We start from the raw sequence: 18,833 nt of genomic DNA on the forward strand, positions 1-18,833 counted from the left end.
GCCCGGCCCGGCTCAGGCCGCGCCGAACGCCGAGAACGCCCACCCCGTCGCCTGATGCGTCGCGTCGCCCGGGACGGCCCCCCGCGCGTCGCGCAGCGCCTCCGCCAGCGACAGACCGGCCCCCAGACCCTTGTGCAGCGCGAGCATCAGCGGCACCACCGCCTCGTCGTTGACGGGCGCGCTGCACGCCACCACCCCGGCCGTGCCCAGCGGCAGCAACGCCGTCACGAGGCCCAGCAGTTCGTCCGCGCCGACCGATGCGAGACGCGCCGTGTCGCAGCACGACAGGATGATCCGGTACGGGCTGCGGTCCAGCCGCTCGAAGTCGTGCACGATCAGCGGCCCGTCCGCCATGGTCAGCGACGAGAACAGCGGGCTGTCGGCACGGAACGTGCCGTGCGCGGCGATGTGCGCGAGCGCCGCGCCGTCCAGCTCCCGCAGCACCCGCGACACATGCGCGCCGCCCTCCTCCAGCACGGTCGCCCTGCCGTAGCGAGCGGCCAGCTCCGGCACCTCCGCGCCGCCGGACGCCAGCCCGGGGCCGCGCACCAGCACCGGACGGCCCACCGGCGGCGGCGCGGTCTCCCGGGCCCGCAGCCAGCTGCTCGCCGACGGCGACACGCTCAGCACCCGCTCGCGCAGCGACGGCAGCAGCGCCCACGGCACCCGGTGCAGCGAACCCGGCGGCACCACCACGACCGGGCCGGGACCGAGCTGCCGTACGGCCGGACCGAGCAGGATCTCCTCCAGACGGCGGCCCGCCGCCTCCACCAGCGGCAGCCGGGCCGCCGCGCCGGGGTGCGCCAGCCGCCGCAGCCCCGCCTGCACGTGCTCGGCCTCCGCCACCGCGTCCGCGAGCCGCCCGGCCTCGAACCGGCGCACCCGCCCCTGGCCGCACAGCAGCACCTGCACCCGCCCGTCCAGCACCGCGAGCTCGACCAGCCAGCCCTCGTCCAGCCGCTCCAGCAGCCGGGCGGGCCGGAAGCGGTCGCCGCCCCCTGGCGCCTCCCCGCGCAGATGCAGCGTACGGGAGCGGATCTCCCGTTCCAGACGCCGCTGTTCGCGCTCCAGCGCCGGGACCGGATGGCCGTCCTGCCGGGCCTCCTCGGCACGGGCCGCGATCTCCCGGAACGCGGTCAGCGAGCTGAGCAGCGCCGGATCGGCGGGCGGCCGGGTGGGCGGCGCGGTCAGCACCGTCGCCCGCCAGCGCTCGCTCCACACCAGCAGCCTCCTCGGACCGCCCGACGCGAGCGCCGCCTCCTGGGCCAGCGCGGCCAGTTCGGCGCCCTGCGCGGTGGCACGGGCCCGCAGCTCGGAGGCGCCCAGCGTCATCCGGTGGTCGTCGAGCACGTCGAGGCCGCGCCGGCACGCCTCCAGGACACCCCGGTCCGACCCGGCCGCCCGTGCCCTGAGCGCCTGCGCCGCCCAGCCGTTCATCCGCGCCAGCGGCGGTCCGCCGCGCCTGCTGCGCGCGGCCACCGCCAGATGCCGCTCCGCCTCCTCTGACCGGCCCAGGGCCAGCGCGATCCGGCCGGCGAGCAGCGACGCCTGCGGCGCGGCCGGGGAACCGAAGGCGGCCAGCCGCTCGGCCACCGCCGCCGCGTCCGCGACCAGCCGGCCCGAGCGGCGCCCGGTCGCCGCCCGCGCCTCGATCAGCACCAGCCGGGCGTGCGTGGCCCACCAGGCGCGCCGCTGGGCGGCGAACAGCCGCACCGCCACCGCCGCCCGCGCGATCGCCGTGTCCGGGTCGCCGGCCAGCCGCGCCGCGCGCGCCGCGACGAGCAGCAGCTCCGCCTTGCGGGTCGACTGCCCGCCGAGCCGGTCCAGTTCGGCGATCGCCGTGTCCGCCTCGGCCAGCGCCTCGGGCGCGAGACCGGCCGCCATCAGCACCTCGCAGCGCCGGATGTCCAGCATGAAGGTGGGCGTGCCCAGCTTGGCGTACCGCTCCTCGGCCTCGTCCAGCAGCCGCAGCGCCGCCGGCACGTCGCCCTGCCGGAACGCGGCGAGGCCGCGGCTCTCCACCGCGTCCGCCTTGTCGTGCTCCTGGTCGGTGGTGTCCCACAGCGCCTCGGCGGCCGTGAAGTCGGCGTCGGCCCGCTCCACCGCGCCCAGCGCCAGATGCACGGTGGCCCGCAGGGTCAGCGCCCGCGCCGTCCAGATCACATCACCGGCCTGGCGCAGCACCCCCACGGCCCGGCGCACGTCCTCCAGCGCCTCCCGGTGCCGGCCCAGCACCCACCACACGTACGCCCGCCGGTATCTGACCCGTGCCCGGGTGTGCCCGGTGCCGCGCGCCACACCCCGCTCGAACGCGGCCAGGCCCTGCCGGGTGCGGCCCGCGTGCACCAGCGCGACCCCGAGCGTGGCCAGCACATCGGCCTCCCGCTCGGCCGACTCCGCCCGCGCCGCCAGGTCCCGGGCCCGGCGCAGATGCCGCAGCGCCAGGCGCAGATCGCCGAAGTCCCGCTGCCAGATCCCGATCACCTGATGCGCCACCGACGCGTGCAGCGGCGCGGGCCGGGCGTCGAGCAGCGCGCGGGCCCGCGCCAGTGCCTCGCCGGGGTCGGCGAACACCAAAGGCAGCAGGTCGAGCACCGTATCGCTTCCCGCAGTCACCCCCCGGATGGTAGTGGTCCGGAAGTGGCCCCGGAACCGCGTCCCCGGGCCGCGGCGCCGCCGCGGCTGTATCAGACGCGGGTCCGGCGGCTCTGACTGACGACCACCGTCCCGACGGGAGGACACGCGCGCCATGGCACCACAGCGTTTCCACGAGCAGTTCGCGCAGATCCAGCGCTCGATGCCCGGCGTCCCGCTGGCCCTGGGCCCGGACGACTCAGCGGAGTTCCTGTACGAGAAAGGGGTGGTCCTCGCCCGCGACGGCGAGGAGGCCCGGCTCGTCGAGGACACCGTGCGCACCCACTTCACGGCGGCGCCCGAGCTGACCGCCGACCGGGTGCGCCGGGCGGGTCCGGAGACCAACCGCACCGGCGTCACCCGGATCCAGGTCGGCGACCCCGGGCACGGCGACGGCGGCGGCGACCTCGCCGTCGCGCACGCCCTGCGCGCCCTGCGCGAACACGAGGGACGCGCCGGCCGGCGCCTGGTCAGCCGCAACCACGTGGTGTCCATCGCGGTCAACGCCTGTCCCGGCGACGAGCCGGTGCCCGCACCGCGCACCGCCCGCATGAACCCCGCGCCCGAGAGCATCCCGCACGACCCGGACACCGCCGTGGCCGTCCTCGTCGTCGACACCGGGCTCATGCACGACCACGCGGACGCCCCGCTGCTCGGCCATGTGCGCGGCGACCGCCAGGTCGAGGAGACCCACGACGGCGTCCTGCGGCAGTACGTCGGCCACGGCACGTTCATCGCCGGGCTCCTCGCCGCCGTCGCGCCCAACACCGACATCACCGTCCGCAGCACCCTCGACGACGCCGGGGCGGTACTGGAGTCCGACTTCGGGCACCGGCTGTTCGAGGCCGTCGACGCGGGCGGCTGGCCCGACATCATCAGCCTCTCCGCGGGCACCTCCAACGGCCGCCTCGACGGCCTGCTCGGCGTGGACGCCTTCATGCGGGAACTGCGCGCCCGGGGCACGCTCCTGGTCGCCGCCGCGGGCAACAACGCCAGCGCCACGCCGTTCTGGCCCGCCGCCTACGCCGACCTGCCCGGCTACGCCGACGCGGTGCTGTCGGTCGGCGCGCTGCGCGGCGACGGCGAGCACGGCGCCTGCTTCAGCAACCACGGCCACTGGGTGAAGGCGTACGCCCCCGGCGAGCGGCTCACCAGCGTCCTCACCGGTTTCGAGACGCCCGTGCCCTACGTCTACCAGCACTCCACCTACGACGCCTGCCGGTTCGGCTTCCACTACGCCTGCACCTGCCAGTCACCGCCGCACGCGGGCCTGTTGAGCGTGGACGGCGACAACTCCCCGGACAAACCGGACCAGGTGATGTTCGAGGGGTACGCGCACTGGAGCGGCACCTCGTTCGCCACCCCCGTGGCCGCCGGTATGGTCGCCGCCCACATGACGGCCCACAAGGAGCGCGATCCCAGAGCCGCCCGCCGTCAACTCCTCGCCTCCCACGCCCAGTACGCCGAGGTGCGCGGGGCGCACGTACCGGCGCTGCGCCCGCCCACCTGGCGTCCGGTGCCCGTCCAGCGGCTGGCGCCGCCGGTATGAGCATCGGAACCCTTCCCTCCACGGCGTACGATGACAGGCCGTACACGAGGGGTGAGTCGGTGGACCGTGCAGATGTCGGGGCGCTCGTCCAGTCGGCGGTCGACGGTGACGCGGCCGCCTGGAAGGCGCTGGTGGAGGGCCTGAGCCCGCTGGTCTGGTCGGTGGTGCGCGCGCACCGGCTCTCCGACGCCGACGGGCACGAGGTGTATCAGACGGTATGGTTCCGTTTCGCCCAGCACCTGGGGCGGATCCGGGAGCCCGAGAAGGCCGGTTCCTGGCTGGCGAGCACTGCGCGCAACGAGTGCCTCAGGACGCTCCGCAGCCTGAGCCGGCTCACCGTCACCGACGATCCGCAGCTGCTCGACCGGGTCAGCGAGGAAGGGGCGCCGGAGCAGTCGCTGCTGGACGCCGAGGAGGCCGCCGCGCAGAGCGAGCGGATCCGCCGGCTGTGGCAGGAGTTCGAGAAACTCGGCGACCGCTGCCGCCAGTTGCTGCGGGTCCTGATGGCCTCGCCGCCGCCCAGCTACCAGGAGGTCTCGGCCGCTCTCGGCGTCGCCGTGGGCAGTATCGGACCTCTGCGCCAGCGCTGCCTGCGGCGGCTGCGCGCACGACTCGACGCACGGGGGACTTCGTGAACGACAACGCCGGTAACCACGACACCACCGGTGGGCACGACGACGGCCGCGCCGGCGGCGACTTCGGCGAGGCCGAGCAGGAGCTGCTGGAGGAGGAGCTGCGGCAGGCCGCCGCGGTCCTCGACCCGGTCCCGGACAGTCTGCGCCAGCTCGCCGTGGAGGCGTTCGCCCTGCACGACCTGGACGCCCGGATCGCCGAGCTGACCTTCGACTCGCTGGTCGACGCCATCCCGGTCCGGGGCGCCACGGACGTGCCGCGGATGCTGACCTTCCAGGCCGGTGACCTGACCGTCGACGTGGAGGTCAGCGGCGACGGTCTGCTGGGGCAGGTGATGCCGCCGCAGCCGGCCCGTATCGAGGTGCTGAGCGGCCCGCGGGCCGGTGCCCGGCTCACCGCCGACGAACTGGGCCGCTTCGCCGCCCAGGCCCCGCCGGCCGGGCCGTTCGCGCTGCGGCTGCACGCGGGCGGGGACGTGGTGGTCACCGAGTGGCTGCGGGCCTGAGCGCCCGCGGGGCGCTCCTCACCAGGTGACGGGGAGGCTCTGCGGGCCGCGGATCATCGTCCTGCGGCGCCAGGCGACCTGGTCGGCCGGCACCGCGAGCCGCAGACCGGGCAGCCGGTCGAGCAGGGTGTCGACGAGCAGTCCGGTCTGGAGCCGGGCGAGGACGGCGCCGGTGCAGTAGTGCGGCCCGTTGCCGAAGGCCAGATGCGGATTGGGGTCCCGGTCCGGGTCGATGGTGTCCGGGGCGGGGAAGACGGCCGGGTCGCGGTTGGCGGCCAGGTAGGAGACGTAGACGGGGTCGCCCGCCGCGATGCGCACTCCGCGCAGTTCGACGTCCTCCAGGGCGATCCTGGCCAGGCCCACGGTGCTGCGGTGCGGGATGTGGCGCAGCAGCTCCTCCAGGACCGGGCCGCGCTCGTCGGGCCGCTGCCGCATCCGGGCCATCAGCTCGGGCCGGGTCAGCAGCAGGTAGAGCATCTGCCCCACGTTGTGGGTGACGGCCTCACCGCCGATCTGGAGCGGCCCGGCCAGGCCCACCGCCTCCTCCTCGCTGATGTCGCCCCGGCCCACGGCCGCGCCGAGCCGGGACAGCACGTCCTCGCCGGTGCTGTCCCGGCGGGCCCGGACGGTCGCGGCGATCCAGCCGTACATGCCCTCCTTGGCGCGGTCTGCGGCCTCCGCGCCCCCGCACATCGAGATGATCTGCCGGGTCCAGGTGTGGACCTGCTCGCGGTCGGACTCGCTCACCCCCATCACCTCGGCGACCACCGCGATGGGGAACGGTTCGAGGACCCGCTCCACCAGGTCGGCGGGCGGCCCGTCGCGCAGCACGGCGTCCACCAGGGGGTCCAGCAGTTCCTGGGCGCGGGGCCGCAGCCGCTTCATGGCACCGACGGTGAAGGCGCCGGCGATCGGCCTGCGCAGCCGGTTGTGGTCGGGCTGGTCGGCCCAGGCGAGGGAGCCGGGGCGCGGTTTGAAGTGCGGGGCCAGCCGCGTCACCTGACGCCGGGTGACCTCGGTACGGCTGAACCGGGGGTCGTTGGTGATCAGCTTCACGTCGTCGTGCCGGGTGGCCAGCCAGGCCCACCCCTCGCCGTGGGGCAGCCGGATCCGGGTGATCGGGCCCTCGCGCATCAGGCCGGCGAGTATCGGGTCGAACTCCGGCCCGTCCAGGTCCAGGGCGGGCCACTCGCGTATCGGGGGCGGCGGGGCCGGAGCCGGGGCCGGCGGTTCGACGGTGATCGGCACGACCCGGGCGGCAGGCCGCGGAGCCACCCGGTCGGGTGAGGGCGTGGTGATCTCCTGCGTCATACATCCACCCTCACCGCGGCCGGGCCGCTTGTCGCGTGGGAGTGCTCCAGCCGTGCGGCGCCCGGCGGGCGCGCACCGGGGCGGACCGGGTCGGCGGACCAGGCCGGCGGGCCGGTGCCGGGGCGCTGTCGGTGGCGTGCGGCAGGGTTGTCAGTGGTGTGCGGCAGGATCGGAGCCGTCACATCGCCGAGGCCCCCGCGACAAGGCCGGGGGCCGGGGGAGGGGAGCGCCATGCCCGTCACCGACCAGCGCGTGCTCGACCACGCGTTCCTGAAGAACCTGTACCGCAGCGACTACTACCCGGACCCGGTCGTGGACCTGGGCCGGGCGGTGCTGGTGCGGCTGTGCGAGCGCATCGAGGCGGAGCGGCCCGCGGACCTGGCCGCGCTGTACGCGCTGACGCACGCGGCGACCGAGGAGTTCAACGGTCTCCAGGACGACTTCGAGGCGGCGGGCAGCGAGATCGAGACGGTGGCCCGCGAGGAGATAGCGGAGGACTTCTGGTTCGTCGCCCAGGCATACGGCTTCACGGACGCCGACGCGGAGGAGCTGATCGCGCCCCGCGACTGGTGACGCCGCCGCCCCGGCCGGTACGGGACCGGCCGGGGCGGCGGGGTACCGGTGCCCCGGACCACCAGGTCCGGGGCACCGTCCGGGTCAGCTCAGGGCGGCCAGGGCCTCGTTCCAGGTGGCCGAAGGACGCATCACCGCGGCGGCCTTGGCCGGGTCGGGCTGGTAGTAGCCGCCGATGTCGGCCGGCTCGCCCTGGACGGCGTTCAGCTCGTCGACGATCTGCTGCTCGCTGCCCGCGAGGGTCTCGGCGAGCTGCGCGAACGCCTTGGCCAGGTCGGCGTCGTCGGTCTGCCGGGCCAGCTCCTGCGCCCAGTACAGGGAGAGGTAGAAGTGGCTGCCGCGGTTGTCGATGCCGCCGACGCGACGGGTGGGGGACTTGTCCTCGTTGAGGAAGGTCGCCGTGGCCCGGTCGAGGGTGTCGGCGAGGACCTTGGCACGGGTGTTGCCGGTGGCCTCGGCGTACTGCTCCAGGGACGGCACCAGGGCGAAGAACTCGCCGAGGGAGTCCCAGCGCAGGTAGTTCTCCTTGACCAGCTGCTGCACGTGCTTGGGCGCGGAGCCGCCGGCGCCGGTCTCGAAGAGGCCGCCGCCCGCCATCAGCGGGACCACCGAGAGCATCTTGGCGCTGGTGCCCAGCTCCAGGATCGGGAACAGGTCGGTCAGGTAGTCGCGCAGCACGTTGCCGGTGACGGAGATGGTGTTCTCGCCGCGGCGGATGCGCTCCACCGACAGCCTGGTCGCCTCCTCCGGGGCCAGGATCCGGATGTCCAGGCCCTCGGTGTCGTGCTCCGGCAGGTACTGCTTCACCTTGGCGATCAGGTTGGCGTCGTGCGCGCGGGTCTCGTCCAGCCAGAAGACGGCCGGGTCGCCGGTGGCGCGGGCGCGGGTGACGGCCAGCTTCACCCAGTCCTTGACCGGCGCGTCCTTGGTCTGGCAGGCGCGGAAGATGTCACCGGCCGAGACGGCCTGCTCCAGGACCGCGTTGCCGGCCTGGTCGACCAGGCGGACCGTGCCGGTGACCGGGATCTCGAAGGTCTTGTCGTGGCTGCCGTACTCCTCGGCCTTCTGCGCCATCAGACCGACGTTCGGCACCGAGCCCATCGTCGAGGGGTCGTAGGCGCCGTGGGCGCGGCAGTCCTCGATCACGGCCTGGTAGACGCCCGCGTAGGAGGAGTCCGGCAGCACCGCGAGGGTGTCGTGCTCCTGGCCGTCGGGGCCCCACATGTGGCCGGAGGTGCGGATCATGGCCGGCATGGAGGCGTCCACGATCACGTCGGAGGGCACATGCAGGTTGGTGATGCCCTTGTCGGAGTCGACCATGGCCAGCTCCGGGCCCTCGGCCAGCTCGGCGTCGAAGGACGCCTTGATCTCGGCGCCCTCCGGCAGGCTCTCCAGGCCCTTGTGGATGCCGCCCAGGCCGTCGTTCGGGGTCAGGCCCGCGGCGGCGAAGGTCTCGCCGTACTTCGCGAACGTCTTCGGGAAGAAGGCGCGGACGACGTGGCCGAAGATGATCGGGTCGGAGACCTTCATCATGGTGGCCTTCAGGTGCACGGAGAACAGCACGCCCTCCGCCTTGGCGCGGGCGACCTGCTCGGTCAGGAACTCGCGCAGCGCGGCGACCCGCATCACGGAGGCGTCGACGACCTCGCCCGCGAGGACCGGCACCGACTCGCGCAGCACGGTGGTGGAGCCGTCGTCGCCCTTCAGCTCGATGCGCAGCGCGCCGTCCTCGGCGATGACGACGGACTTCTCGGTGGAGCGGAAGTCGTCGGCGCCCATGGTCGCCACGTTCGTCTTGGACTCGCCGGTCCAGGCGCCCATGCGGTGCGGGTGGGTCTTGGCGTAGTTCTTCACCGAGGCGGGGGCGCGGCGGTCGGAGTTGCCCTCGCGCAGGACCGGGTTGACCGCGGAGCCCTTGATCTTGTCGTAGCGGGCGCGGATGTCGCGCTCCTCGTCGCTCTTCGGGTCGTCCGGGTAGTCCGGCAGCGCGTAGCCCTGGCCCTGCAGCTCGGCGATCGCGGCCTTGAGCTGCGGGATGGACGCCGAGATGTTCGGCAGCTTGATGATGTTGGCCTCGGGCGTCTTGGCCAGCTCGCCCAGCTCGGTCAGCGCGTCGGGGATCCGCTGGTCCTCGCTCAGGTACTCCGGGAACACCGCGATGATGCGCCCGGCCAGCGAGATGTCACGGGTCTCCACGGCCACACCCGCCTGCGAGGCGTACGCCCGGACCACCGGCAGGAAGGAATACGTCGCCAGGGCCGGGGCCTCGTCAGTGTGTGTGTAGATGATGGTCGAGTCAGTCACCGGTGCTCCGCTCCACGTCTGCAACATTGCTCGACATCAAGATATCTCGTGATCGGGCCCGGCTCGACAGGGGTCCGCGCCAAGAACCGGCTCAGGCGGAGACCGCGCCGTCCTCGGAGCCGCGCGGGCGGGGGATGACCACCGGGTCCGGCTGGAGCGTCACCGTGCGGGCCGGGGCCGGGATGCTGATGCCCTCGCGGCGGTAGCGCCGGTGCAGCCGCTTGATGAACTCGTGCTTGATCCGGTACTGGTCGCTGAACTCGCCGACGCCGAGGATCACCGTGAAACCGATCCGGGAGTCCCCGAAGGTGTGGAAGCGCAGCGCGGGCTCGTGCTCCGGCAGGGCGCCGGTGATCTCGTGCATCACCTCGGCGACCACCTCCAGCGTCACCCGTTCGACATGTTCCAGGTCGCTGTCGTAGCCCACCCCGGCCTGCACCAGGATCGTCAGCCGCTGCTCGGGGCGGCTGAAGTTGGTCATGTTCGTGCGGGCGAGCTGTCCGTTGGGTATGACGACCAGGTTGTTGGAGAGCTGGCGCACGGTCGTCTGGCGCCAGTTGATGTCCTCCACATAGCCCTCCTCGCCGGTGCTCAGCCGGATGTAGTCGCCCGGCTGGACGGTCTTGGAGGCCAGTATGTGGACCCCGGCGAAGAGGTTGGCGAGGGTGTCCTGGAGTGCCAGCGCGACCGCGAGACCGCCCACGCCCAGCGCGGTGAGCAGCGGCGCGATGGAGATGCCGAGGGTCTGGAGCATCACCAGGAAGCCGATCGCCAGCACCAGGATCCGGGTGATGTTGACGAAGATCGTGGCCGATCCGGCCACTCCGGAGCGGGACTGCGTGAGCGTGCGCACCAGCCCGGAGATCACGCGCGCCGCCGACAGGGTGACGACGAGGATCAGGAACACCGTCAGCGCCTGGTTCACATGGTGGCGGCTCACCCGGGCCAGCGGCAGCGCCGTCGCCGCGCCCGCGGCGCCGCCCGCGATGGCCGCCCAGGGCACCACCGTGCGCAGCGCGTCCACGATGACGTCGTCACCGCTCCAGCGGGTCCGCTTGGCGTGCCGGGCCAGCCACAGCAGCAGGGTCCGCGAGAGGAAGGCCACCACCACACCGGCGGCCAGGGAGCTTCCCGCGAGGAACACGTCGTCCAGGCTCACGTCGCGGTTCACCGGGCGCCTCCGCTGCGGCGGTCCGCGGGTACGGGGGCCGTCGAGGGCCTGGGGTGAAGTCGCGTCACGTGGTCACCTGCTCGCTTCCGGGCTACGGGGATCGCGCCGGGCGGCACTCGGTCCGAGGGCGGCGCGATCGCTCATCCTGCCCCATCCGTCAGGGTAGTTCGTACGCGACCGGGGCCCGGAGCGCACACGACCGGTGCCCGGGGAGCACGCGTCCCACGGCCCGTGCGGAGCCGCGCGCCCCCTTCCCCCGGCCGGGCGTTGACCTCAACGACACTTGAGGTCCTAGGTTCTCCACCATGAGCATGGAGACCACCGCCTGGACGCAACTGCACAGCGTGCTCAACGCCGAGCAGGAACGCCGTCCCTTCGCCCGCGCGACGCTGCGCCGCATCGGCGCCTTCGCCCGCCCCCACCGCCGCCGTATCGTCCGGTTCGTCGTCCTCGGGGTGGCGACGGCCCTGCTCGCCGTCGCCACCCCGGTGCTCGCCGGACGGGTCGTCGACGCCATCGTCTCCGGCGGCGACCGGTCCGAGGTCGTCCGCCTGGCCCTGCTCATCGCCCTGATCGCGGTGGCCGAGGCCGCGCTCGGCATCCTCGGGCGGCGCCTGTCGGCCGCCCTCGGCGAAGGGCTCATCCTCGATCTGCGCACGGCCGTGTTCGACCATGTGCAGCGCATGCCGGTCGCCTTCTTCACCCGCACCCGCACCGGCGCGCTCGTCTCCCGGCTCAACAACGACGTCATCGGCGCCCAGCGCGCCTTCAGCAACACCCTGTCCGGCGTGGTGAGCAACCTGGTGACGCTGGTGCTCACGCTCGCCGTCATGTTCACCCTGTCCTGGCAGATCACCCTGCTCGCCCTGGCGCTGCTGCCGGTGTTCGTGGTCCCGGCCCGGCGGATGGGCAGCCGGATGGCCCGGATGCAGCGCGAGGCGGCTGCCCTGAACGCCGCGATGGGCACCCGTATGACCGAGCGGTTCTCCGCCCCCGGCGCCACCCTCGTCAAGCTCTTCGGCCGCCCCGAGGAGGAGTCGGCGGAGTTCGCCGCCCGCGCCCGCCGGGTCCGCGACATCGGCGTCCGCACGGCCACCGCGCAGTCCGTCTTCATCACGTCCCTGACCCTCGTCTCCTCCCTGGCCCTGGCCCTGGTCTACGGCCTGGGCGGGTACTTCGCCCTGCGCGGCACCCTGGAGCCGGGCGCCGTCGTCGCGCTCGCCCTGCTGCTCACCCGGATGTACGCCCCGCTGACCGCGCTCGCCGGGGCGCGCGTGGAGGTGATGAGCGCCCTGGTCAGCTTCGAGCGCGTCTTCGAGGTGCTCGACCTGAAGCCGCTGATCGAGGAGCGGCCGGACGCCCGCGAGGTGCCGGACGGGCCGGTCGCGGTGGAGTTCGACGGCGTCCGCTTCGGCTACCCCTCCGCCGACAAGGTCTCCCTGGCCTCCCTTGAGGAGGTCGCGAGCCTCGACACCCGGGGCGGCGCCGAGGTCCTGCACGGCGTCTCCTTCCGCGCCGAACCCGGGCAGACCGTCGCCCTGGTCGGCTCCTCCGGCGCGGGCAAGTCGACCATCGCGCAGCTCCTGCCGCGCCTGTACGACGCCGACGAGGGCACCGTCCGCGTCGGCGGCGTGGACGTGCGCGATCTGAGCGCCGCCGGGCTGCGCGCCACGCTCGGCATGGTCACCCAGGACGGCCACCTCTTCCACGACTCGGTCCGCGCCAACCTGCTGCTGGCCCGCCCCGGCGCGAGCGACGCGGACCTGTGGGACGCGCTCGGCCGGGCCCGCCTCGACGACCTCGTCCGCGCGCTGCCCGACGGCCTGGACACCGTCGTGGGCGAGCGCGGCTACCGGCTCTCGGGCGGGGAGCGCCAGCGCATGACCATCGCCCGGCTGCTGCTGGCCCGCCAGCGGGTCGTGATCCTCGACGAGGCCACCGCCCACCTCGACAACACCTCGGAGGCGGCCGTCCAGGAGGCGCTCACCGAGGCCCTCGCGGACCGCACCGCCGTGGTGATCGCCCATCGGCTGTCCACCGTCCGCACCGCCGACCTCATCCTGGTCGTGGAGGCGGGCAGGATCGTCGAGCGCGGCACCCATGACGCGCTGCTGGCGGCGGACGGCCGCTACGCGGAGCTGTACCGCACCCAGTTCGCCCCGCAGCACCCGGAGCGGGGCGCCGAGCACGGCACCGGGCGGGGCGCCGGACAGCCGGTCGGCGAGGCGGTGGCGTAGGCCGGGCGGCCCCCGCGGCGGCGGACCGGCGCGGCCCGCCGCCGCAGAGGGCCGGCCCTCAGCGCGGTCCGGTCGGCAGCACCGTCCGCCGGTGCGTGGCGTTGACGACGGCCGCCGCCGACGCGTACCAGGCGACCAGCCCCGTGGCGATCCCGAACCAGCCGCCGACCTTGGTCAGGGCGGACGGCCCCGCACCGCCCTGGAACTCACCGGCGGCCAGCAGGACGAAGGTCACGGTCAGCAGCACGAGCACGGCCAGCACGGCGACGCTGACGCGCAGCGCGGCCACCGCCATGTAGGCGGTGAAGATGCCCCAGCCGAGCAGATAGAGCCCGAGCGCGTTGTGCACGTCACCGGCGCCGGCGACATGCTGCACCAGCCACCAGTAGGTCAGCCAGAAGGCGCCGTACGACATGAACGCCGTGGCGCCGAAGGTGTTGCCCCGGCGGAACTCGAAGAGCCCCGCGACGAACTGCGCGAGTCCGCCGTAGAACGCCGCGAGGGCCAGCACGGGGAGGATGCCGCCGGCCTCCTTGAGGAGACCGGTGTTGATGACGGACAGGAGCAGTGTGGTGAGCGCGAAACCCGCGAGGCCCACCGGGGCCGGATCCGCGTGGGCGCGGGCCTGCGGATCCGCCGGACGGGCCTCCTCGCGGACGCCGCGGCTCGTGTCGTCGGCCATGGCCACCATCCCTTCGACCGGGGCCAGCAGGACGGGCGGCCGAGTACCCACGGCGCGTCCGTCTCAGACGGTGTAGGGCCGGGCGGTCTCGGACGGCGTACGACCGGGACAGCAGATGTCCCGCAGGGACACATGTCCCCATGGGACATGACGGGTGTACGGTGAGGAGCATGACGGCGACGCAGCCCCCCAGCAGCAGCCCGGCCGGCAACCCTGGCAGCCCCGGCAGCCCCGGCACCGGCGGTGCCCCCGGCGGCACCGGCGCTCCCGGAACCCCCGAGGACCGCCGCGCGCGCAAGGCCCGGCAGACCCGGAACGCGCTGGCCACCGCCGCCCTGGAACTGATCCTCGAACGCGGGCTCGCCGACACCACCGTGGAGGCGATCTCGGAACGCGCCGACGTCACCCGCCGCACCTTCAGCCGGAACTTCACCGGCAAGGAGGACGCGGCCCTGGACTTCGTCCGCGGCGACGGCGACCGCATCAACGCCCTGCTGCGCGCCCGTCCGGCCGCCGAGCCGCCGCTGCTCGCCTACCGCGCGGCCGTCCGCGGCTGGCTCGCCGACCGGACGGACCCGGCCTGGCACGACCGGCCGGACATGCGGCGGCTGCTGGCCCTGCTGGACCGCGAGCCCGCCCTGTTCGCCGCCTACGAACGCGTCCGGGTCGACGCCCAGGAGGAGTCCATCCGGATCATCGCCGCCCGGCTCGGCACCGACGACACCCAGGACGTACGCCCGTCCGTCGTCGTCGGCGCCGCCGCCGGGGTCCTCACCGCCGCGCTGCGCCAGTGGGCGCGCACGGCGGGGGACCACGCCACGGGAGCCGCCGACCTCGCCGCTCTCGTCGAGCGGGCCTACGACGCCCTGACCACGGCGGCCGTGACCGCGGCCGCCGACCGCACCACCGGCAAGTGAGCACACCATGAGCACCACCACCCCCGCGCACCCCGCCCCCGGCCACGCCACCGAGTTCGCCGGCCGCACCGCCCTCGTCACCGGCGCCGCCTCCGGCATCGGCCTGGCCACCGCCCGCCGCCTCGGCGCCGGCGGCGCGCGCCTCGTCATCGCGGACCACGACGCCGAGGGCGCCGAGCGGGCCGCCGCCGAGCTGGCCGCCGAGGGCGTCGAGGCCGCCGCCGTGCGCACCGACGTCACCCGGCCCGAGTCCGTCGAGGCGGCGGTCGCCTTCGCCCAGGACACCTTCGGCGCCCTGCACCTGGCCGTGAACAACGCCGGGATCTCCGGCCCCAGCGCCCCGACCGGCGCCTACGACATCGACGCCTACCAGCGGGTCGTCCGCACCAACCTGGACGGCGTCTTCTACTCGCTGCGCTACGAACTGCCCGCGCTGGAGGCGGCTGGCGGCGGCGCGATCGTCAACGTGGCCTCCATCCTCGGCTCCGTCGGCTTCGCCGGTTCCCCCGCCTACGTCGCCGCCAAGCACGGCGTGGTCGGCCTGACGAAGACGGCCGCCGCCGAGTACGCGGCCCGCGGCATCCGCGTCAACGCGGTCGGCCCCGGCTTCATCGAGACCCCGCTGCTCGACGGCATGGAGGAGACCGCCCGCCGCGCCCTCGTCGGACGGCACCCCGCCGGGCGCCTCGGCCGGGCCGAGGAGGTCGCCGAACTCATCGCCTTCCTGCTCAGCGACCGCGCCTCCTACGTCCACGGCGGCTACCACCTGGTCGACGGCGCCTACACCGCCGTCTGAGCCCGCCGGACCACGCAGACCACAGGAGGAAGGAACTTCCATGAAGGCACTCCAGTACCGCACCGTCGGCGCCCCGCCCGAGGTCGTCACCGTCCCCGATCCCGAGCCCGGCCCCGGCCAGATCCTGCTGAAGGTCACCGCCGCCGGTGTGTGCCACTCCGACATCGCCGTGATGAGCCGCCCGGCCGAGGCGCTCTCCTTCCCGCTGCCGCTCACCCTCGGCCACGAGGGCGTGGGCACGGTCGCGGCGCTCGGCGCCGGGGTGACCGGACTCGCCGAGGGCGACCAGGTCGCCGTGTACGGGCCCTGGGGCTGCGGCGCCTGCGCCAAGTGCGCCGAGGGCAAGGAGAACTACTGCCTGCGCGCCGGCGCGCTCGGCATCCGCCCGCCCGGCCTCGGCGCCCCCGGCGCGATGGCCGAGTACCTGCTCGTCGACGACGCCAGGCACCTGGTCCCGCTGGACGGCCTCGACCCGGTCGCCGCGGTCCCGCTGACCGACGCGGGCCTCACGCCGTACCACGCGGTCAAGCGGGCGCTGCCCCGCCTCGTGCCGGGCTCCACCGCCGTGGTGATCGGCGCCGGCGGCCTCGGACACGTCGCCGTGCAGCTGCTGCGGGCGCTGTCCCCGGCCCGGGTGGTCGCCCTCGACATCAGCGAGGACAAGCTGCGGCTGGCCCGCGAGGTCGGGGCGCACGAGACGGTCAGGTCCGACGAGCGGGCCGCCGCCGCGGTCCGCGAACTGACCGGCGGGCTGGGCGCCGAGGCCGTGTTCGACTTCGTCGGCGCCGCGCCGACCGTCGCCACCGCAGGGGCCGTGGCCGCCGTCGAGGGCGAGATCTCCGTCGTCGGCCTCGGCGGCGGGGCGCTGCCCGTCGGCTTCGGCCGGCTGCCGCACGAGGTCACGGTCAGCTCCCCGTACTGGGGCAGCCGCGGCGAACTCGCCGAGGTGCTGGCCCTGGCCCGCTCCGGCGCGCTGTCGGTGCACACGGAGACCTTCACACTCGACGAGGCACCGCTCGCCTACGAACGGCTGCACGCGGGCCGCATCGACGGCCGCGCGGTGGTCCTGCCCAACGGCTGAGCGGCGGGCCCCTCAGGAGGTGAGCGCCACCACGGCCTCGTCCGTGTAGACGAGGAACGTCAGCGTCTGCCGGAAGTACAGCTCGATCGCCTGCGCGTCGTGGGTGGTGTAGCCGATCGCGAGATCCTGGCCGAGCCGCAGCTCGAAGTCACCGCCCCGGGTGGACACCAGGAAGCCGCCGTCCACGGCGGGCGCCCAGATGGGCGGCCCGTCCAGGAGCCGGCTCAGATGCGCGGCGATCGGGTAGCCGTGGTCGGACGTCTCGTTCACCGCCGTGTACGGGTCGGCGCCCAGCACCAGCGCGTACGGACCGGCGACCCCGGCCAGCCGCAGCGTCGTCAGGGCGTGGCTGACCGCGTCCGGGTAGTCGCGCGGCTCCGCCGGCAGGCTCACCACCGGATTGGAGGTGCGCCTGCGCAGCCCGTCGATGCCCGCCGCCGCGTACCCCTCGAAGACGGCACGGTCCTCCGCGAACGCCATGGCGCGCGCCGCGTCCTTCACCGGCTGCCAGTCGGAGTCCTGCGCGCCGCGCTCCACGTCGTCCACCGCGTCCCGGGTGACCTTGAAGGGGACGCGCAGCTCGACGAGGGGCTGCACCTGGCGCAGCCGCGCGGTCACGCCCTGCGCGGGCGCCTCGATGGCGGTGAGGTGGCCGGTGCCCACCGCCGCCAGCGTCGGTCCCTCGGGCCCGGTCACGTCCACGGCGCGCCGGCCGCCGACGTTGCGCTGGAAGGTGCGGCGGGCCTCGTCCTCGATCTGGGCCCACGCCTCGGGCGTGATCGGGGCGAGTTCGCGGTGGAGGTTGGTCATGGCGGTGGGCGTGGACATGGATCAGGCTCCTTTCAGACTGCCAATCCCCAGGGAGCCCTCCGCCACGGCGGTGACCGCGGGCGGGGGCGGCGGGTCGTCGAGGAAGTCGGCGGTGGGGACGTGGAAGAGGCAGCCGGTGACCGCGGTGGAGAAGTCGAGGATCCGGTCGTGCACGCCGGGCCGGTCGCCGAGGAACATGTTCCGCAGCATCTGCTCGGTCACCGCGGGCGTACGGGCGTAGCCGATGAAGTAGGTGCCGAACTCGCCCTCGCCGACGCGTCCGAAGGGCATGTTGTCCCGGACGATCTTGCGTTCGGTGCCGTCCTCGTCGGTGACGGTGTTGAGCGCGACATGGGAGTCGACGGGCTTGACGTCGTCGGGCATCTCGACGTTGTCCAGCTTGGAGCGGCCGATGACCTTCTCCTGCTCCTCCACCGGCAGCGCCTTCCACGCGGCGAGGTCGTGCAGATACTTCTGGACGACGACGTAGCTGCCGCCCGCGAAGTCCGGGTCCTCCTCGCCGATGTGGACGGCGTCCAGGGCCAGGCGCCCCTCCGGGTTCTCGCTGCCGTCGACGAAACCGAGCAGGTCGCGCTCGTCGAACGACTTGAAGCCGTGCACCTCGTCCACGACCGTGACGGCGCCGCTGAGGCGCTCACCGATCAGCTGGGCCATCTCGAAGCACAGGTCCATGCGCCGGGAGCGCAGATGGAAGAGGAGGTCGCCCGGCGTGGAGGGCGCGTGGTGCCGGGCTCCGGTGAGCGGCACGAAGGGGTGCAGCTCGCGGGGGCGGGGGCCGTCGAAGAGGCGGTCCCAGGCGGTGGAGCCGATGCCGACGACGCAGGTGAGGTCGTCGTCCGGGGCGCGGAACCCCACCGACCGTTTCAGCCCGGCCACATCCGGGAGCAGATCGCGGACGACCGCCTCACCACCGGAGACGATGGTGCAGACGAGGAACAGGGCGGATCTGGCGGGCGGGGCGATCACGGACTGCGGCTCGACCACGGAGCGTGCCTCCAGGCTGATGGCGGGAGTACTGCCGGATTCTCGTGCTGCGTGCTGTCCTGCGGACTCTGTGCTGTCCTGCGGACTCTACTGTCCGGGCCCGGTGGCCGCTGTGGACGGGCCGGACGGGAGCGGGGCGCATAACCTGGCACCTGAGCCCGCCGCGCGCCCTGGGCCAGGGCCTAGCGTCCGGCGTGGTTCAGCCAGTCGGCGAGGACCGCGGCCTCACTGTGGTCCACGTCCTTGGTGGCCGTCAGCAGCGTGAGCCTGCCGTGGGCCGCCAGGTCGTGCAGATGCTCGGCGGCGGAGTGGTGGTCGGGGTCGCCCAGCTCGGCGACGTAACGGCGGCGGAACTCGGTGAAGCGGTCCGGATCATGGTGATACCAGCGGCGCAGGTCGGTCGAGGGCGCGATGTCCCGCAGCCACTCGTCCCAGCGGGCGTCCTCCTTGCTCACCCCCCGGGGCCACAGGCGGTCCACCAGCACCCGCGTGCCGTCCCGCGGCGAGGCGTCCTCGTAGATCCTGCGGCAGCTGACCCGTCCGGACATGGCGGTACCTCCTCGTCGAACCGAGAGCCCCGTAGAACGAACCGAGAGTCCCGTCGAACGTAGAACACCACGGAGCA

At 74.1% G+C, this 18,833-nt stretch carries 16 protein-coding genes; 8 read left to right on the forward strand and 8 right to left on the reverse strand.

Annotation, left to right across the window (positions count from 1 at the left end):
• Positions 1–12 precede the first annotated feature (12 nt).
• A complete protein-coding gene (locus R4Z62_RS30060; protein ID WP_064536477.1) occupies positions 13–2,616 on the reverse strand; it encodes a CHAT domain-containing protein in 2,604 nt (867 codons plus the stop codon).
• Positions 2,617–2,749: 133 nt separating this feature from the next.
• Between R4Z62_RS30060 and R4Z62_RS30065 the strand changes: the two genes are divergently transcribed.
• Genes R4Z62_RS30065 through R4Z62_RS30075 form a run of 3 tightly spaced genes read left to right on the forward strand, consistent with a single transcriptional unit; the run spans position 2,750 to position 5,321 of the window.
• Complete coding sequence (locus R4Z62_RS30065; protein WP_491521440.1) at positions 2,750–4,183, forward strand: S8/S53 family peptidase; 1,434 nt, start codon at positions 2,750–2,752, stop codon at positions 4,181–4,183.
• A complete protein-coding gene (locus R4Z62_RS30070) occupies positions 4,180–4,818 on the forward strand; it encodes an RNA polymerase sigma factor (RefSeq protein ID WP_382851569.1) in 639 nt (212 codons plus the stop codon). The genes R4Z62_RS30065 and R4Z62_RS30070 overlap by 4 nt, the downstream gene beginning before the upstream one ends.
• Complete coding sequence (locus tag R4Z62_RS30075) at positions 4,815–5,321, forward strand: hypothetical protein (protein ID WP_064536480.1); 507 nt, start codon at positions 4,815–4,817, stop codon at positions 5,319–5,321. The genes R4Z62_RS30070 and R4Z62_RS30075 overlap by 4 nt, the downstream gene beginning before the upstream one ends.
• An 18-nt stretch (positions 5,322–5,339) precedes the next feature.
• Here R4Z62_RS30075 and R4Z62_RS30080 read toward each other — a convergent pair whose 3' ends face one another.
• The gene (locus tag R4Z62_RS30080) at positions 5,340–6,632 is read right to left on the reverse strand and encodes a cytochrome P450 (RefSeq protein ID WP_237305471.1); all 1,293 of its coding nucleotides are present in this window, start codon (positions 6,630–6,632) and stop codon (positions 5,340–5,342) included.
• Between the two features lie 231 nt (positions 6,633–6,863).
• Here R4Z62_RS30080 and R4Z62_RS30085 point away from each other — a divergent pair, with 231 nt between their 5' ends.
• Positions 6,864–7,205 (forward strand): DUF5713 family protein, encoded by a 342-nt coding sequence (locus R4Z62_RS30085; RefSeq protein WP_064536481.1) that lies wholly within the window; start codon positions 6,864–6,866, stop codon positions 7,203–7,205.
• 84 nt (positions 7,206–7,289) lie between these two features.
• Here the strand turns inward: R4Z62_RS30085 and R4Z62_RS30090 are convergent, their stop codons facing one another.
• Together R4Z62_RS30090 and R4Z62_RS30095 are read right to left on the reverse strand one after the other, a co-directional pair.
• Complete coding sequence (locus R4Z62_RS30090; protein ID WP_491521441.1) at positions 7,290–9,509, reverse strand: NADP-dependent isocitrate dehydrogenase; 2,220 nt, start codon at positions 9,507–9,509, stop codon at positions 7,290–7,292.
• A 91-nt stretch (positions 9,510–9,600) separates the two neighbouring features.
• Positions 9,601–10,680 (reverse strand): mechanosensitive ion channel family protein, encoded by a 1,080-nt coding sequence (locus R4Z62_RS30095; protein ID WP_355480914.1) that lies wholly within the window; start codon positions 10,678–10,680, stop codon positions 9,601–9,603.
• A gap of 305 nt (positions 10,681–10,985) precedes the next feature.
• Between R4Z62_RS30095 and R4Z62_RS30100 the strand changes: the two genes are divergently transcribed.
• The gene (locus R4Z62_RS30100; RefSeq protein ID WP_491521442.1) at positions 10,986–12,917 is read left to right on the forward strand and encodes an ABC transporter ATP-binding protein; all 1,932 of its coding nucleotides are present in this window, start codon (positions 10,986–10,988) and stop codon (positions 12,915–12,917) included.
• 58 nt (positions 12,918–12,975) lie between these two features.
• On the opposite strand, the gene R4Z62_RS30105 is transcribed toward R4Z62_RS30100, so the two are convergent.
• Positions 12,976–13,599: an acetate uptake transporter gene (locus R4Z62_RS30105; RefSeq protein ID WP_064537763.1), complete on the reverse strand. Its 624-nt coding sequence runs from the start codon at positions 13,597–13,599 to the stop codon at positions 12,976–12,978.
• A 170-nt stretch (positions 13,600–13,769) separates the two neighbouring features.
• Here R4Z62_RS30105 and R4Z62_RS30110 point away from each other — a divergent pair, with 170 nt between their 5' ends.
• Genes R4Z62_RS30110 through R4Z62_RS30120 form a run of 3 tightly spaced genes read left to right on the forward strand, consistent with a single transcriptional unit; the run spans position 13,770 to position 16,393 of the window.
• A complete protein-coding gene (locus tag R4Z62_RS30110) occupies positions 13,770–14,516 on the forward strand; it encodes a TetR/AcrR family transcriptional regulator (protein ID WP_491521443.1) in 747 nt (248 codons plus the stop codon).
• Positions 14,517–14,523: 7 nt separating this feature from the next.
• The gene (locus R4Z62_RS30115; protein ID WP_064536485.1) at positions 14,524–15,312 is read left to right on the forward strand and encodes an SDR family NAD(P)-dependent oxidoreductase; all 789 of its coding nucleotides are present in this window, start codon (positions 14,524–14,526) and stop codon (positions 15,310–15,312) included.
• Between the two features lie 40 nt (positions 15,313–15,352).
• On the forward strand, positions 15,353–16,393 hold the full coding sequence (locus tag R4Z62_RS30120; protein WP_491521444.1) for an NAD(P)-dependent alcohol dehydrogenase: 1,041 nt from the start codon (positions 15,353–15,355) through the stop codon (positions 16,391–16,393).
• 12 nt (positions 16,394–16,405) lie between these two features.
• Here R4Z62_RS30120 and R4Z62_RS30125 read toward each other — a convergent pair whose 3' ends face one another.
• The 3 genes from R4Z62_RS30125 to R4Z62_RS30135 form a co-directional block, all read right to left on the reverse strand.
• On the reverse strand, positions 16,406–17,221 hold the full coding sequence (locus R4Z62_RS30125; RefSeq protein WP_491521445.1) for a family 1 encapsulin nanocompartment shell protein: 816 nt from the start codon (positions 17,219–17,221) through the stop codon (positions 16,406–16,408).
• 3 nt (positions 17,222–17,224) lie between these two features.
• The gene (locus tag R4Z62_RS30130) at positions 17,225–18,208 is read right to left on the reverse strand and encodes a Dyp-type peroxidase (protein WP_064536487.1); all 984 of its coding nucleotides are present in this window, start codon (positions 18,206–18,208) and stop codon (positions 17,225–17,227) included.
• 182 nt (positions 18,209–18,390) lie between these two features.
• Positions 18,391–18,756 (reverse strand): DUF488 domain-containing protein, encoded by a 366-nt coding sequence (locus tag R4Z62_RS30135; protein WP_064536488.1) that lies wholly within the window; start codon positions 18,754–18,756, stop codon positions 18,391–18,393.
• Positions 18,757–18,833 lie beyond the last annotated feature (77 nt).

Source organism: Streptomyces sp. PL-25 (assembly GCF_058344915.1).